Source organism: Methylophilus sp. DMC16, from assembly GCF_056314045.1.
On sequence record NZ_JBQUZC010000001.1, the window covers coordinates 921,033 to 936,741 of the forward strand.

Genomic DNA, 15,709 nt, shown 5'->3' on the forward strand with positions numbered 1-15,709 from the left:
AAGATTAAATTAAACCGTCATAGACTTGCTTGGTTTTTTTTGATATTTGCAGCCAGTTATATCGCGCTTTGACCCAATCTCTCAACTTAACCTTAGTCTCTTGGCTAACTGTTTGCTGAGCCTGTTTAATCAATTTGTCCCTTAAGTTTTCGATATTTCCAAGCGCAAAATAACAGTCGCTCTCCAACCCCACTTCAAGATTAGCCGGAATATCACTCGCAATCACAGGCAAGCCATAACTTAAAGCCTCCAACATTGCAATCGGCAAGCCTTCATGAGACGAAGGCAACACAAAAAAGCCCGCATGCCCATACAACTCACACAGGGCTAGCCCCTTCTGAAAGCCAGTCATTACAATACGTTCATCTTGCGCCGCAATGTCGATCAATTGCTGCACATAAGCATCAGGATGATCAGAAGCCCCAGCTAAAACTAATTTCCAGCCTATCAAGTTGCTTCTTCTAAAAGCCTCAATCAAATCAAAATGTCTTTTTTCTGGAACCAAACGGCTTACTAACAAAATATATTGATTAGAAATTAAACCAAACTGAGCCAAAACGCTTTTACTTTCAGGAATCGGAGGAAGACTCACACCATTAGGGATCACCGCAGAATTCACCTGATATTTATTTAACACCAAATGCTCAATGGTTTTTGAAATCACAATCACAGCATTAGAAAACCGCACGCCCAAACGTTCGCCAGACTCCAAGGCAAACTTGGCAAAACGCCCCCATTTTTGCCTATCATAATCAGGGCCATGATGCGTCACCACCACTTTAAGGCCAAACAAACGCGCCAGAGGCGTCACCAACGCTGGCCCTATCGCTTGGATATGCAAAATATCAGGACGCTTGATGGCAGCATAAAAGACACCTATCAAACTATGTACAATCGCCTCCAAGGAACGTGATTTCGGGGCCCATAACCGGACAAGGTGTACACCTCGCCAAATATCACTAACGCCTGAAGGTTGATAAGGGGACCTTACCAAGGCAGTCACCTTGCAGCCCAGCTTTACCAACTCGGGGCAAAGATTCTCGCAATGTGTTTCTACTCCACCTTGCACATCAGGAAAACCCCGTAACCCAACCATCATGACATGCAAAGGCCGCTCACGCATGCTTAAAGACCTCTAAGACGTCCTTGGCCAGCTTCGCCCAACTATATTCTTTTTTGAGCAAAACTCTACCTGACTCGCCCATTCGAGCAGCAAGATCAGGTTCATTCAGCAAGGAAATAATTTTTTCGGCCATCAGGTCGTGATTGTTTGGCTCGACTAAATAACCTGTTTTATTTTCGACGACCAACCCTTGATAAAACATAAAGTCCCATACAACGGCTGGTAACTGCATTGCCAATGCCTCAAGGCAAGTGCCAGGCAATCCCTCATAATAAGAGGCTGAGGCATATACTTTGCTGCGATTATAAAAACTGATCATCTCCGAAAACGGTACTTTGCCGGCCAAAAAAATATTTTCACTGTAAGCACTTAAAGACTCATTTACGTAAATGTCGTCATCGCCATAACCAACAATCGCAATACGAATATCAGGTTTCCTCTGAATCAACTTTTGGCAAACCTCAACCATAGGACGGCTGCCTTTGCGGAGCTCAATGCGGCCACAAAATATGACATCGATATCTTTTTTAATACTAAAGTCAGGGGTAAACTTTGTGGTATCAGCCCCATTAGGTATCACAACAATTTCACGCTTATACCCATAAGCTAAAACCTCTTGTCTTCCTTGCTCAGTCAACGTAATGACCTTGGTGGTGTTTTTAAATATGCAACGCTCCATCCACGATTTGATAGCAATCGACAGCCTACTCCACTGTCCCTCAAACAACCGTGGATTATAAAAGTTGCCTGACATACCTAGATAAGTTGTATGTGCCGTCAAAATCATAGGCACATTAGCAGGTAAAAATAATCCGGGAATTAGCGGTGGAAAGTGAAAATTTACGTACTGTATTTTATTTTCTTGATAAAGCTTTTTGAGTAATTTTCTGACCGACAATCCCCAATAAAAAAGGTTTAGACGGTTGCTTTTAAAAGGCACATGGATAATTTCTACGTTCTTATAGACTCTATGTTCACTATGCTCATCACCAGTTATGAGATAAACCTTTACCCCACTATCTGTTAAGTTACTCAAAAAGGAATCAAGATAGCGCGCGATACCACCAACGCCGTAAAACTGAGGGTAAACAATTGCAATCATAATATGGATTCAAACACCTTTACCAAGTCATTAGTCAACCGTTGCCATGTGTAGCCACGCTTTATTTTTTCTCTTGCAGCATGTGCAATTTTGATCATCTTGCTCTCGTCCGATAAAAGACCAACCATGGCGATCGCGAGCTCATCTTCATCATCAGGCGACACAAGAATACCGTTAATATCATTTTCAACAACCTCTGGAATACCTCCCACCTTTGTCGCAATTAAGCAAGTCCCAGAACTCATTGCCTCTAGTACCACAAGAGGACAAGGATCTTGCCAAACAGAAGGCAGAACAATGGCATCAACTTGAGAATACAAATACTTTAATTTCTCATGAGGTAAAAAACCCGTGAAAATAATCTTGTCTTGGACAGGTGTCGCAATATTAATAAGATACTCCTCGTACGGAGTTCTTGCGGCACCTCCAAAAAACGAAGAGCCGGTAATGATTAACCTTAAATTGGGGGTCACCTCTAACGCTTTGACAAAAGCTTTTATCAAGACATGAACACCTTTTAATGGAGTCAATCTACCAACATAAAGCAGATACTTATAATCAGCTTTAAACTCAACGACCCCCTGAAGCTCACCTAAAGCAGTTTCGCCATAAGGTTTAAAAACTTCGGAATCCGTAGAGTTAAAAACTACGCAAAATTTATCTGCATACTCTGGAAATGCCTCTACCGCTTTACGACGAATATAATCACTAACACAAATGACTTTATCCACCTTAAGTAGCGCACGCTTATAAAGCAACCTAAAAGCTTTAATCCCCAAATGCTCATTGTGCATATGAAGAATAAGTTGTTGATTAGGCTGTTTTTGAATAAATAAAAGAATATTGGGTTCGTTATGAACAACGATCAGATCATAATCTTTAACAATTTCAGCCACTCGTTTGCTATACGAGTAAACATTTTGAATTTTAGCAAGTTGCCTTAATGGATTTTTTCTCGAAGCTTTTTCTTTAAACTGATAGCACCATTTTTCTAGAGGCGTCCATGGCACACCAACAAACTCAATACCATTATTAATGATATGTGAAACACCCGAGGGTCTAGAGACTACAGTTAACGCCTTATACACATCAACTAAATACTTCGATGCCTCTTCAACCCAGTGTTCAATAGCGCCACCCTTAACAGCTGGAACTGGGAGCATCTCAGGAACAACAATACACAACCTTTTATTATCCATATTGTTATACTTTTTATTTGTTTTAAAAGTTTGAAAATTTTGCATAATCGATCATAGAAATGATCTACGTAGATAACGTCTACATGGCTCATCAAAAAAACGTAAAGCAAGATATGAGGTAATAACAATCACGCATAAAGTTATGCAATAAGTATTCAAACTTTGGGAGTTCAGCCCCCACTCCCTAATTAGTACGTTTCTAATAGGTCCTTGTATTGCATATACAGGATATGATAACAAACCTGCCCAATACATAACTTGCCTTTCCACGATTGAACTACAAACTGCAGTTGCTGATAAAAACACAATTATGGGCAAAACTAGCCCAACGAGTATAAGATCCACTTTCCAAGTATTCTTTACTAATACTGAAAAAGCTAAACTAACTAAAATGTATGTAGCGACGATCATCCAACCAGAAAAAGAAGTATTTAAATTGAATTTATGACTTGTAACTAATCTATAAATAGCTATTCCGGTAAAGAAACCAAAAAATACCCTTGAAAATCCCCCCCAAAAATTTATAGAGCCCCAGCCGACGCCAATTGAGCTAAAGTGATGGCCTGTATAAACTAAAGTAAGAAATGAAACAATAACCAGAATGAACAAATTTCGATTACTGAGTTTCCATAAGCCAAGCGCATAGACAAAATTTATTAAAAGTTCGAAAAATAAAGTCCACTGAATACCATTCAAAGGATATATATTGGTAGTATTAAACGAGGGTGCAAAGGTCAACTGCTTAATTAGAGATAATAGAACAGTGGAATCCCAATATAAGCCAAACTGTGCAACTGTACCTAACAAGGCACCTAAAAGAGTCATTGGATACAAGCGTATTAATCTGATTTTAGCGAACGTCCAGAAAGGCAACCCATCCTTAAATTTTTTGTTATAAGAATGAGCAATAACAAAACCACTAAGCATAAAAAAAAGATCAACAGCAAGGAAGCCATTATAAAAAACTCTTAATTCAGGGCGATAGCCGCCCTCAATATGATGTAACAAAACCATCAGAGCAGCAAAACCACGAATTCCATCAAGTACGTCAAATCGACTCATATCTTTTCAGCTACCAATTCAAAGTAAGGAGTAACGTTGGGGGCTAAAAAGTTAAGATTAACTTTTGCTTGTAACTTTCCTCCGTTAAGCATCGTTAACGGCAATTCTTTTAAACGTTTACCGTTAAAGTTTAATGAAAATAATCTCCATTTATTTCCTGTTGAAGTTAATGCTGGTCCGAGCTCAACTGTAATTGTTGCATTTTTAATTAGGGCAGGAAATGTACCAATTTTTCCTAAAACCTTTTCCTCACTATCTATAAATGTCATTCCCGTATTACGGCTATCAGTTGACATAATTAATAGCGCCCGCTTGCTTTTACTCAGGTCGCCAACACCTAAATCTGCAAGCATAAACGCCCCTTCACCGCTATCGACAGTAATTGATGCGAAAGGACCTTTAACTTTACTGCCACTGCCACCCAACACGGCAATCGATCCTTTGGTATTTACCGTCATAGACTGAGTACTTGCGTCAAAAAGCAGCTCTCCAGTAGTGCTCTGGTAGCGTTGCAATTTCGCAGAGGTTACATCGTTTAAAGAGATGACTTTCGCCTCAAGTAAACGCTGGTATATTTGTTGAAACGATAATTGGTCCTCACTGAGAGACAATTGACCTGTCTGCGCCGTCTCTGTAGCGGAACTATCTACATTGATCCCCACACCAAGAATATATTGAGATTGCGCTAATGACCAAGGGACAAATCTATCAGCAGCTAGACCATCCACTTCTGCTGATTTTATGTTTAGCATGAGCCTAGATTTTGATGCAGTGACATCGCCGCGACCAAACAAAAACGCAGCCATAGTTTCGCCAGCTAGTAATGTGGGGTCTGTGCCAATTTCATATGGCACCATCATTTGCCTCCAATTGCCACTCGCTGGTCGCGAAAGACTAAAAACATTGCCAAAATGAGCAATCAAAGACCAGTCTTGCAAACCTGCATAAGCCGCGGTAAGTGGAGCAACCTCCCAACGATATTTGTTCCAAAAAGGCTGCCCATACTCAGTAACCGTAAAGGGTTGACCGAATTGACGTGACCAAGCCAACTTGTCAAAATATCTACTTTTACCATCAAGCAAACGACCAGGCCATTTCCCAGAGTTGAGCTTTGCCCCTGGCTCTATCATGCCACCATCTATACTATCAGCATATTGGTGCATATCTACAAACGATAGCTTGGCTCTACTTGCTGCATTATGGTAACTAGGGTATGTATCTAACGCAGTTACCGGCCCTTTATAACCGAGTTGCGCGAGTTGTGACTTCATCCATTCAATTTGATCAATCTGTAACTCAGAAGCGAACTGTTGAAAGTCAGCGGCTATAGAGCTCTTTTCATTGATAGAGGGGAGTTTTAAATTAGAAATGTCTACATTGGTTGAGCGCATTAAGCCCTGTTGCGACTTATACTTTTTCAGCAACCACTCTTTAAATGGTGACAATAATTCATAATTAGGCCCACCTCTTAACAAATGATCCAAATCACCTTCATTGACTAATACCACCCCGGCTACAGCTGGATCAAGTAATGTTGGTAATTTCGTATAGGGATTCTCTTTTAACCATAAAGCTTTCACCAACTTTAACCAATGATCTCGGTCGCTCCCTGGTAATAAGGACCCCAAAACTACATCATGCTGGCCACGAGTCCAGCGATGCCCTTTAACATCACCATAAGCGCCATTCCAAGAACCAAGCATATCCACAAAAAAGTACATGCCTTGAGCTCTTAAGGCTGAAATCAAATAATAAAATCGGTCTAGCTGCTCAGAATTAAATCCAAAATCTATTGTTTGCTTATCCATGAGCATTGCTTCAACAAAATGGACTCGAACCGCGTTATAGCCGCGACGCTTGATCATTACAGCTAAACGATCTGATTCAGCATGTGTAGGAAAGCCATTGTTATTTGGGGCAAAGCCCAAGGTTGCAGTAAAAAAGCGGACTTTATTTTTATTATTAAGCAAGCTAACAAAATGCTCTCCATTAACGATAATCTCTTGGGTGTTCTTATTGTCTGGGTTTCGATAATTTGAGAGTTGACTTAAATCGAGCGCAGACCCAACATCGGGTTCAAGTGAAGAGTTTGTTAAAGAAAGCCAAGTGTTTGTTTCAGATTTGCAAGTATTTATAAGTACTGATAACAGTAAAAAGCAGATTAGTTTTTGACTAAACATTATATTAACCAGTCAATCTCAATATTATTAGTAGCTATAATTTAATCGGTAATAAAAGTATCACCATCAAGTTCAAAGCTGTTTGTTTCAGAAGCACCATCATGAACGCCTTTTATTTATTGATGTTTCTAGCGGGAATACCAACCGCTATACAATCAGCGGGTACATCTTTAATTACAACAGCATTTGCCCCTACTTTCACATTATTACCAATATTAATTCGGCCAATAATCTTTGCTCCCGCACCTATCTCAACATTATTTCCAATACATGGTGCGCCAGCAGGGTCTTTAATACCCTGATTACCGATGGTGACCCCTTGCCTAATCAAACAGTCATTCCCAATGACAACATTGCCGTGCAGAATTATTGAGCCAAAATGTTCAATAGAAAGTCTGCGACCTAATGTTGCAGACTCCGGCAACGAAATACCAGTAATAATTTCAACAAGTTTCTGTAGTATCAGATTAACCACTCGCCAAGGCACTCTTATAACTTTATAAGGGCATTTCATTCTTAAGTGAGAAAACCTATAAATCATCAATGCCCAAAAACCTTGAGCAAATATGCCCTCTCTTTGAGACTTGCAATCCTCAACAATCAACTTAATTATGTTCATTTAATTTACTATCATTGAAAAGATTCTCATACTTTTTAGCTAGTATGTTAGCTAAAATGTCATAAGAGCGATTTTTCATAACCCAATCTCTCCCTCTATCAATCATGTTTTTTTGATTATTGGCATCACTAAGCAAGCTCACAATAGCGCTTGCATATTGATCCTTATCAAAATCAACACATAACCCAGCTTGACTTTGGTTGATAACAAAACTTTGATCAGGGTGGTTATTTGCAATCACCGGCCTACCCATTGCTAAATATTCAACAAGCTTGGTAGGAGTGGTAGAGTCAAGTAAGGGATCAGGCGCCATAATTGCAAGTGCCACCTCAACACGTGCAAAAGCCTTTAAAGCCTCATCAGAAGGTAACCACCCAGTGATTACTACATTATCCTCTAAATTTAACCGGGCAATTGTTTCAGCCAAAAAGGCTTTATCTGCAGGCTCATATGCATCCCCGACAATCAATAACTCAATATCAGGAATTTGTAATTTTGCTATGGCCACCGCCTCCATTAAAAAGTCAACTCTCCTTACACGGCTACATTCCCCCAAATAACCAACAACTTTATGGGCAGATGGTATAAATGGTAATGGACTTTTAAATCGATCAGGATCAATGCACATGGGTACGGCGGTCATTTTTTCACGCTTAATACCTTTCGCCACCAAGTCTTCCAACATGCGGTCACTTTGAACAAATATATGATGAGCCGTAGGCAAAATAAAACGGTATAGCAAAAAGCCACCAATACGCCCACGAACAGTTAGAAAAATCCATCTCAATAATTGCCTTTTCCAATCAATCCGCGAAGAAAGCCTAACTAATGAGTCTGTCATTGGAAAAGACATCCAGTAAAAAAAAGGGATGCCTAGTGCACGCGCAAATAGCATCGCCGGCAAGCATATAAACGTTTTATCTCTAACCTGGATTGCATCGTATTGAGTTTTTCTCACATGCCACAATACCTTACAGTCGTGCCAAAAGGAGCCAAACTGCTCTATCACTTTATTCTGATGAGGCTCATACAAATAAGTGCTTCCTGAGTGCCACTCTGTAGACGATGTTTCTTTTGTTTGAGTTGTACTTACCTCACAAAACACCTGTTTTTTAGGCAAATACTTACCCCAAAGCGAGGCAACATCAGGCCTAAAGGTAGGAAAACCATCCAAAATAAGATACAAAATTTTAATGCCAAGCTTCATAGTCTAGACCCGATTTAATATGATCTTGAGTTTATCTTTAACCCCGGCTTTAACTACGCCCCAATAGCGTTTATCTTTAAAGAGCTTAGGCAAGTCTAAAAGAGCAAGCTTAAAAAAAACATAACAGGCATGGCAAGCTTGTGAGCGCTGACCACGATTTAACCACCCTCCAATCACCCGTAGCCGCCTGTAATTCTCAAAAAGTCGTTGCATTTTAGGATCAAATGATTCAATCAGTTGACCAATGGTCAAATCAATCTCTTGATTGAAAGGATCTGCTTTGCCTGCATGAACATACATAGCAGCCAATAGTGCTTTAAACGCACTATCGAGTTGTTTTTGCAAGTTTTGTGCAGAGAGTGACCCTGAATGCACTCTATAATCCAGCAGGTGTAGCGGTATGATATCCAGCGTTCCTTTGCGAGAGAGTCTTAAGAATAAATCATAATCCTCTGCATGATGAAAAAAAGTTCTATACCCTTTTTCAGCAACTAGGTCAGCCCTCCTAAGCATAATGGAGGGGTGAGGCAATGTAGCGACATGCGGCGGAAATTGGTCAAGATTAGTTTGCTTGAATGGTCCACCTTTATTCTGGAATCCTATTAATTTATTGTTTTGATCTATGACTCGGTAAAGGCTTCCGACACAAATACATTCAAGATGCGTCTTCAAATATTCAACTTGAATACTCAATCGTTCAGGATGGGCAATATCATCTCCATCCAGCCTGGCAATATACTGACCTTGTGCATGGGCCAAACCATTATTGAGCGCCGCTACAATACCTTGATTGTGCTGATTAATGATCTTAAATCGACTATCTTGCGTGGCATATTTCTCCAGTATCTCGAGGCTATTGTCAGTTGACCCATCATTGACGAGCAACACTTCGAATGAAGAAAAGGTTTGCCTTAAAAGAGAGTCTAGAGTCTCTTTCAGGTATTGCTCGCAGTTATAAATCGGCATTAATACCGACACAACAGGCTTTAAATTTTCAGATTGAAGACTAGTTTCAGAGAGCATGGTAGATTTTTTTGATAAATTGCGGTATGAGTTGTTTTAAAACTCTTTTGCAAAACTTGGGGTAGCTTTCTTGCCCTCGGCTTGCGGCACTCAACCCACGTTGAAGAGCACCTAAGGGTTCATCTTTGAAATGCATATCGAATACCTGATACAGATAAAATGCGTCAATCTCCTCTGTGGTCAGATATTCACGAGCAACCTCTAACCATGCAAGTGATGGTCTTGCATTGACGCGTTTGGAAACCCTATTTTGTTTTGGGTCTGCCGAATATCTAACTAAATACTCGTCAAGGTAAATAAATGCAACACCAGCTTGCTCGCATCTTAAAACAAAATCTATGTCTTGATGCCGGCGTAGATGATCGTTGAATCTGACATTTTTTGCCGCTTTGGCAGACATGACTATGGTTGAAGTTTGTATGACCTGATGTTTCTTTAGAATAAAATTTTTAGCTGAGTCCTGAGCAGAAAATGGTAAAGAATTCCATGGACTAGGTTGACTTCCATCATGAACGTCAACTAGCAGGTTTGTAAAACAGAGCACAGAGTCATGGTCAACTCGATTTAAAACATCTAACTGGCGGCTAATTTTTGTTGGTAACCACTCATCATCTGAATCCAAAAAAGCAACCCATTTTGAACTGGCCAGATCAATACCCACATTTCTGGCAAAGCCACCACCTTTATTCTGCTCAAGTATTTTATAAACAATATTCGGATGCTGAGATGCAAGTTCTTTAATTACATTTGCGGATTGATCCGTAGAAGCGTCATCAACAAGGATAATCTCAACGGCAATATTTTGCTGCAGCACGCTATTTACCGATGCTTTTAACTGCTTCTCTCTGTTATAAACGGGAATGACAACGGATAGCTGATAAGACATTAAACTCTTCTTTTTAAGTATCTAAATTAAAGCAACTACTATTAAGATATTTTAAATATATACTGCTTGTATAATCATAACTCAAATAGATGAGGTTTTGCTTGATGAGCATTTTTAATAACGATAATCGCTTTACTCCAATTGGTTCGTATATTTCAACCTCGATAGAGGATATACATCATGGGATGGTATTGAATAATGTCTTTATAGACAGACGAAACAATACAGCCATGGAAATGGATGCTTATAGCGCCTATTTGTTTCTAAAGGCGCAAGGCGAGCATACTTTAAATAGCCGAAAACAAATTGTTGAAAGGTTAGAGATCCAGCGTGAAAAATGTGGCGGATTTTGGACTCATGGTGCCTGGACTGGTGAAAACTCTGAAATTCATCTTCGTTTTACATCCGCTGCCATTCGCCTATTGGTTGAAGCGCACTGCGATGGACTTTATCCGAATAAAGAAAACCTGCTCTCAATTATAGAAAAGCATCTCTCTTTTAGCGAAGAGTTAAATATTGGCCTCTGGCTTTTGCACGACACAATTGAAATCCCGGGCATTGGATTAACTTTAAAAGATAGCCCTTATGTAAATCATGTTTGGGGCTCGTCTTCAGAAAACTGTCTTGTATTAAATACCCATATAGATACATTAATTACCTTACTTGACGCCATTGAGAGAGTTAAATTTGACCCTTTAACCAAGGAAAAATTATTGAGTATTGCGCAAAACGCCATAACCACGCTCATGACAGTTCTTAATGAGAATAACAGTATCGGTTGGCGTATGTTTTCAATGGTAGACAGCGCAATACGAAGTTTTATGTTTAACGTACAAAATACAAAGAACCGCATCCTCAACTATATTAAATGGAGGGTAATAGATTATTACTATACATTTCGGCGTGTTTTAAAAGCGCGTTATCAATGTTTTATTTTTAAAGATGGTTATTTAGAGCGCGATATTAGCTTGCAAGGCTATTTCTTCTTCTACCATGTGTTTAATCTTCATGATTTGAGCAGGTTTCAATTGATCGCAACCCGCTTAGGGGTACTTAACCCCCAACAATCACAAAAGCTGATCAATATTATCGACAATGCAATCGAATATTGCTGTAACTCTGCTTATATTAAAATCATACGCGATAGTTATACGCAAGATGGCCGCGCCGGTGTTTTGGCAGAAGCAATGTTGGCAAGAGCATCCATGACAAAAAACTTCACACTTCCTGAAAAGTGGTCAGTAATGCTAGCGGAAATACTGCATAAGGTGGCACCGACCCCAGCGTTGGCTGGGTACGACCCATTTATTATCAAAGGTTTAACTCACTCCAACTCTAGACTAAGCTATCGCCTTTTAAATGGTGATATCTTGGATTTATCGACAATTATTGAACAAAAAAAGTAACAGTATGAGTACAGTTAAACATGTTTTCTGGACATTTCTATCCAGAGTGGGGTCTCAATTACTAAATCTCGCCTTTAGCGTATTTTTAGCACGCTTATTAACTCCAGGTGAATATGGCTTGATGGGGATGTTAGTAGTCATCACGGGATTTGCGTTGATATTAGGGGAAGCTGGCCTAAATTCAGCTTTAATTTACTTCAATCGCATGACCAGCCAATACCTTGCCACCGCTTTTTGGATGCAACTGTGCATTAACCTGGTATTTACACTTTTGCTCTACTTTGGCGCAGCTTACGTTGCCGACTTCTACAACAACCCGATTTTAGAACCGTTGACCAAGTTGATGTCATTTAACTTTATCCTTATGTCGGTGGGACAAATCCAAAACGCGATTCTTGCTCAACGTATGCAGTTTAAAGAAATCGGGATCGTAAATTTTTTTGCTACATTAATTTCGAGTATTGTCGCACTTGTTTTGGCTTATCAAGGTTGGGGGGTATGGGCGCTAGCTTGGCAGGCCCTTTCAAACTCACTGGCAATGATGTTTTTATACATGTGCTTTACTCGCTGGTTACCAACATTTGAGTTTTCAAAATCTATTGCTAAAGAGCTACTCGATTATGGTCTCTATTTAGTTTCGCATAATGCCTTGAATTATTGGATGCGTAATGGAGATAATCTGGTGATTGGAAAATTCTTAGGCGCATATCCATTAGGGATTTACAATCGCGCTTACAGCTTGATGCTCTTACCATTACAAAATATCGGCGCCATTTTGGGTCAGGTGATGTTTCCAACACTGGCAAAAATTAAAACAGACCAAGTGGCATTTAGAGAGCTTTATAAAAAATGCATCCGCCTCATCGCATTTATCTCTTTCCCGATTATGGCGGGCTTAAGTGTTTTATCAACCCCAATCATGCTATTGCTATACGGTGATCAGTGGTTAGAGGCCGCGCCCATATTGCAAATATTAAGTATTGTCGGCTTGTTCCAGTGTATTGTGTTTCCCGTTGGGTGGGTGTTTACTGCACTGGGTAAAACCAAAGAGCAGTTTCACATCACAGTATGGCTCACCCCTATCTTTTTTGTTCTCATCGGCCTAGGCATGCGCTGGGGAATTTTGGGTGTCACTTATGGATATGCAGCATGGGCAGCAATTTCAGGCATATGGAACATACTCGCTGCCGGTAAGCTCATCGGATTAGCATTTAGCGAATATTTAATGCTTTTTAGTAAAAAACTATTATCAACAGCAATTATGGTAGGTGCTGTGATGGTGTCGCTAAAGAGCGAATGGATTCAACTCTCAAACTTTGTGGTTGTAGTTGTAAATATCGCTATTGGGTTTGTTGCTTATGTTAGTTCAGCATGGCTGCTGAATGATCAAGAGCTGCATTACCTTTTTAATAAGTTAAATCGCAAGTTTATCTCTCGCAATTAATAAAAACTTATGCTGGCTGATGTTGGGGCAATTTATCTTGGTTGTGGGCATCGCCCCTTACTCCATAGGATAGATAAATCAATAATATAAAAGAGAACCAACCTCTCTCTGGATAGAAAAATTTTTCTGAGGCAGTAAACCCACCAACAATACAAACAAACAAAAGTAACGCAGATAGTTTTTTCATATCATTAACATCATCACTATTCAGCAGCTTTTTGATTATCTGGATTGTATAGTGTACGGCAACTAATAAAAATAAAACCCCACCAATCCACCCAAACGACAGGAATGCCTCAAGATAACTGTTGTGGGCCGATGAAAACAATGTCCCTAAACCAAAGGTGTGTAATAGATTGGGTGGTGTAAATGGGGAATTGGTAGCAACTGATCCGACACCATAGCCGTACCATGGCATTCTCATAATTAAATACTCACTCAAGTCCCAAATACGATCTCTCCCAGTAAAACTGCTATCGCGTCCAAACAACGCCAAGAACTCATCGAGTGAGAATGTGTAAATCACTACGGCTATCGCCACAAATGTGATGAACGTATAAATGAAATAAGGGTGAAACACTATTTTTCGGTGTACAAATGCGTAAAAAATCACAAATCCGCCCATGGTGAGCAAAATCCCCTGTACTGATCCAGCAAAACCTATCATCACTAAGGCTGATAGTATCAGAGGCCATCGGAGAAAGGCACGCAACTCACTTGATGAGCAAAGTAGTATAAAACTACATATAACCATGAGCTGTGACAAATCATTTCTATGAGCTGTCAAGCCTCTGAAAAAGCCAGAAAAGTTTGCCAACATCATGGAGCGACTAGGCACAGCAATTGATGCGGCATTAATCAAAATCGTTACAATAGCGAAATAAATTAATACTTTTTTAAACTCCAGTTGACTGTAGTAATTTAGAAAAACTGGCAATATGAGCACGGGGCCCCAAAAATTAAGCGTTAAAGCAAGTGTAGTGATATTCTTTGAGGCAAAAATATAAATCAGTAATATATAAAACAAGTATGAATATAGTAATAAATGCCGCTTAATTTCAGCTTTAAATACATCAGGATGAAAGAAAAGCGCCAATATCGCGCAAAGAGATATTGCGGTTTCAGTATAGTACGTCGCTCGAAAAGGCGCGTAAGGCTCTCCTAGGTAGGCATGTGGCCAGACTCTAATACCAGAGATTTTCCATAGCAATAAAATGAACAGTATTTTGACTGCAACAGCAAAAATATTGAGCCCAGGTTTTGTTCTAACATCAAACTTTAAACCATGATTTGTAGACATTTTTGCTTCTTTAAGTAAGGACACTGTCATAAATCGCTTCCAAAGCAGCTACATTCTGTTGAAGGTCAAAAGTATTTTTAACAAGACGCTGACCGTGATCAGCAAGCAAAGCCGCATATTGTTCATCTACTAATACGCGCGCTATCTTCTCTGACATATCTTTAGCATCTCTAGCTTTTGCCAGCAGGCCTGCATCGTATGCTTGAATGAGGGCAGTCATTGGCTGATCGTCAAAAATACAGATTGGCACCCCAATTGCCAGTGCCTCCATAATTGCAATAGGCATGCCCTCTGCATCCCCTGAAACCGCGCGTATACTAGGTAACACAAACAATCTAGACTTTGTAATAGTTTGGATAACAACCTCACGAGGTTGTGCGCCCATAAAATTAACTGCTATCCCCAGCTTTTCAGCTAATGCTTTTAACTCTTGATTCAGAGGCCCGTCACCTATCATATTTAACGGATGAATGTTACGTATTGCTTCAGGCAGCAGTGCATAGGCATTAAGTAAATATTGAGCGCCCTTTTTCTCCACTAGTCGCCCGACGTATACAATCCCTGTCCCATTATTGGCTTGAGGCTCGCGTTGATTAATTTTGGTTAAATCAACTCCGAGATGAGACACTACCAATTTTTCGGCTGGGTAACCTCTCTTTAAAAGCTCTTGCTTGATAAACTCTGAAACACATAGAACTTTATCGACTCGTTTAATTAAACGAGACTTTCTCTGCAACAACAACTTACCCTCAGGGAATCTGGCAAGATATTCGTCGTATGTAGTTGCATCATACCCATGTGCAGTCACTATAAACGGGATATTGTTTTTTTCCATTACTGGTAAAATTTCAACAGCATCCGTCAAAAAATGAGCATGAACCAGATCTGGCTTTTCCCTATTGAGCAACTGATAAAGCAAGGGTAGTTGTTTAAAATATCGATATATTTTTTGATATAAAAAGCTTTGCTGGAGGTTGTAAACGTCTACATCTAGTGGTTTGTGTAACGACTCTTTCTCACGCAAACATGCCACAATTGCATTGTAGCGGTTGAGTGAGCGTAAATGATCTGAAATAAAAGTTTCAGACACATTGAGGTATTCAGAACGAAAAACCAATATTTTTCTTAATTTTTGACTCATGAAAATAATGTTTATGT

General features: G+C 39.7%; 13 protein-coding genes. 2 read left to right on the forward strand and 11 right to left on the reverse strand.

Features of this window, described 5'->3' with window-relative positions; translation table 11 throughout:
- Positions 1–4: 4 nt before the first annotated feature.
- The 9 genes from ACT53D_RS04500 to ACT53D_RS04540 form a co-directional block, all read right to left on the reverse strand.
- Positions 5–1,099 carry a glycosyltransferase family 4 protein gene (locus ACT53D_RS04500; protein ID WP_476154689.1) on the reverse strand — a complete coding sequence of 365 codons (1,095 nt, stop codon included), beginning with the start codon at positions 1,097–1,099 and terminating at the stop codon, positions 5–7.
- 16 nt (positions 1,100–1,115) lie between these two features.
- The gene (locus ACT53D_RS04505; protein WP_476154691.1) at positions 1,116–2,225 is read right to left on the reverse strand and encodes a glycosyltransferase family 4 protein; all 1,110 of its coding nucleotides are present in this window, start codon (positions 2,223–2,225) and stop codon (positions 1,116–1,118) included.
- Positions 2,222–3,469, reverse strand: a complete 1,248-nt coding sequence (locus tag ACT53D_RS04510; RefSeq protein WP_476154693.1) for a glycosyltransferase family 4 protein — start codon at positions 3,467–3,469, stop codon at positions 2,222–2,224. The genes ACT53D_RS04505 and ACT53D_RS04510 overlap by 4 nt, the downstream gene beginning before the upstream one ends.
- A gap of 6 nt (positions 3,470–3,475) precedes the next feature.
- Positions 3,476–4,486 (reverse strand): acyltransferase family protein, encoded by a 1,011-nt coding sequence (locus ACT53D_RS04515; protein ID WP_476154695.1) that lies wholly within the window; start codon positions 4,484–4,486, stop codon positions 3,476–3,478.
- On the reverse strand, positions 4,483–6,666 hold the full coding sequence (locus tag ACT53D_RS04520) for a hypothetical protein (protein ID WP_476154697.1): 2,184 nt from the start codon (positions 6,664–6,666) through the stop codon (positions 4,483–4,485). The genes ACT53D_RS04515 and ACT53D_RS04520 overlap by 4 nt, the downstream gene beginning before the upstream one ends.
- 112 nt (positions 6,667–6,778) lie before the next feature.
- On the reverse strand, positions 6,779–7,285 hold the full coding sequence (locus tag ACT53D_RS04525) for a serine O-acetyltransferase (RefSeq protein WP_476154699.1): 507 nt from the start codon (positions 7,283–7,285) through the stop codon (positions 6,779–6,781).
- Complete coding sequence (locus tag ACT53D_RS04530; RefSeq protein WP_476154701.1) at positions 7,272–8,492, reverse strand: glycosyltransferase family 4 protein; 1,221 nt, start codon at positions 8,490–8,492, stop codon at positions 7,272–7,274. The genes ACT53D_RS04525 and ACT53D_RS04530 overlap by 14 nt, the downstream gene beginning before the upstream one ends.
- A 3-nt stretch (positions 8,493–8,495) precedes the next feature.
- Positions 8,496–9,515: a glycosyltransferase family 2 protein gene (locus tag ACT53D_RS04535; protein ID WP_476154703.1), complete on the reverse strand. Its 1,020-nt coding sequence runs from the start codon at positions 9,513–9,515 to the stop codon at positions 8,496–8,498.
- Complete coding sequence (locus ACT53D_RS04540) at positions 9,505–10,401, reverse strand: glycosyltransferase family 2 protein (RefSeq protein ID WP_476154705.1); 897 nt, start codon at positions 10,399–10,401, stop codon at positions 9,505–9,507. Before ACT53D_RS04540 ends, ACT53D_RS04535 begins: the two co-directional genes overlap by 11 nt.
- 104 nt (positions 10,402–10,505) lie before the next feature.
- Between ACT53D_RS04540 and ACT53D_RS04545 the strand changes: the two genes are divergently transcribed.
- Both ACT53D_RS04545 and ACT53D_RS04550 read left to right on the forward strand, forming a co-directional pair.
- Positions 10,506–11,807, forward strand: coding sequence for a hypothetical protein (locus ACT53D_RS04545; protein WP_476154707.1), 1,302 nt, complete (start codon positions 10,506–10,508; stop codon positions 11,805–11,807).
- 4 nt (positions 11,808–11,811) lie between these two features.
- Positions 11,812–13,251 (forward strand): MOP flippase family protein, encoded by a 1,440-nt coding sequence (locus ACT53D_RS04550; protein WP_476154709.1) that lies wholly within the window; start codon positions 11,812–11,814, stop codon positions 13,249–13,251.
- A 7-nt stretch (positions 13,252–13,258) separates the two neighbouring features.
- Here ACT53D_RS04550 and ACT53D_RS04555 read toward each other — a convergent pair whose 3' ends face one another.
- Complete coding sequence (locus tag ACT53D_RS04555; protein WP_476154711.1) at positions 13,259–14,581, reverse strand: O-antigen ligase family protein; 1,323 nt, start codon at positions 14,579–14,581, stop codon at positions 13,259–13,261.
- Complete coding sequence (locus ACT53D_RS04560; RefSeq protein WP_476154713.1) at positions 14,562–15,692, reverse strand: glycosyltransferase; 1,131 nt, start codon at positions 15,690–15,692, stop codon at positions 14,562–14,564. The genes ACT53D_RS04555 and ACT53D_RS04560 overlap by 20 nt, the downstream gene beginning before the upstream one ends.
- Positions 15,693–15,709: the final 17 nt, after the last annotated feature.

Excerpts from the sequence above, each read along its gene's own strand:
- ACT53D_RS04500 (WP_476154689.1), bottom strand. The coding sequence starts at position 1,099 with ATGATGGTTGGGTTACGGGGTTTTCCTGATGTGCAAGGTGGAGTAGAA.
- ACT53D_RS04505 (WP_476154691.1), bottom strand. The coding sequence starts at position 2,225 with ATGATTGCAATTGTTTACCCTCAGTTTTACGGCGTTGGTGGTATCGCG.
- ACT53D_RS04510 (WP_476154693.1), bottom strand. The coding sequence starts at position 3,469 with ATGCAAAATTTTCAAACTTTTAAAACAAATAAAAAGTATAACAATATG.
- ACT53D_RS04515 (WP_476154695.1), bottom strand. The coding sequence starts at position 4,486 with ATGAGTCGATTTGACGTACTTGATGGAATTCGTGGTTTTGCTGCTCTG.
- ACT53D_RS04520 (WP_476154697.1), bottom strand. The coding sequence starts at position 6,666 with ATGTTTAGTCAAAAACTAATCTGCTTTTTACTGTTATCAGTACTTATA.
- ACT53D_RS04525 (WP_476154699.1), bottom strand. The coding sequence starts at position 7,285 with ATGAACATAATTAAGTTGATTGTTGAGGATTGCAAGTCTCAAAGAGAG.
- ACT53D_RS04530 (WP_476154701.1), bottom strand. The coding sequence starts at position 8,492 with ATGAAGCTTGGCATTAAAATTTTGTATCTTATTTTGGATGGTTTTCCT.
- ACT53D_RS04535 (WP_476154703.1), bottom strand. The coding sequence starts at position 9,515 with ATGCTCTCTGAAACTAGTCTTCAATCTGAAAATTTAAAGCCTGTTGTG.
- ACT53D_RS04540 (WP_476154705.1), bottom strand. The coding sequence starts at position 10,401 with ATGTCTTATCAGCTATCCGTTGTCATTCCCGTTTATAACAGAGAGAAG.
- ACT53D_RS04545 (WP_476154707.1), top strand. The coding sequence starts at position 10,506 with ATGAGCATTTTTAATAACGATAATCGCTTTACTCCAATTGGTTCGTAT.
- ACT53D_RS04550 (WP_476154709.1), top strand. The coding sequence starts at position 11,812 with ATGAGTACAGTTAAACATGTTTTCTGGACATTTCTATCCAGAGTGGGG.
- ACT53D_RS04555 (WP_476154711.1), bottom strand. The coding sequence starts at position 14,581 with ATGACAGTGTCCTTACTTAAAGAAGCAAAAATGTCTACAAATCATGGT.
- ACT53D_RS04560 (WP_476154713.1), bottom strand. The coding sequence starts at position 15,692 with ATGAGTCAAAAATTAAGAAAAATATTGGTTTTTCGTTCTGAATACCTC.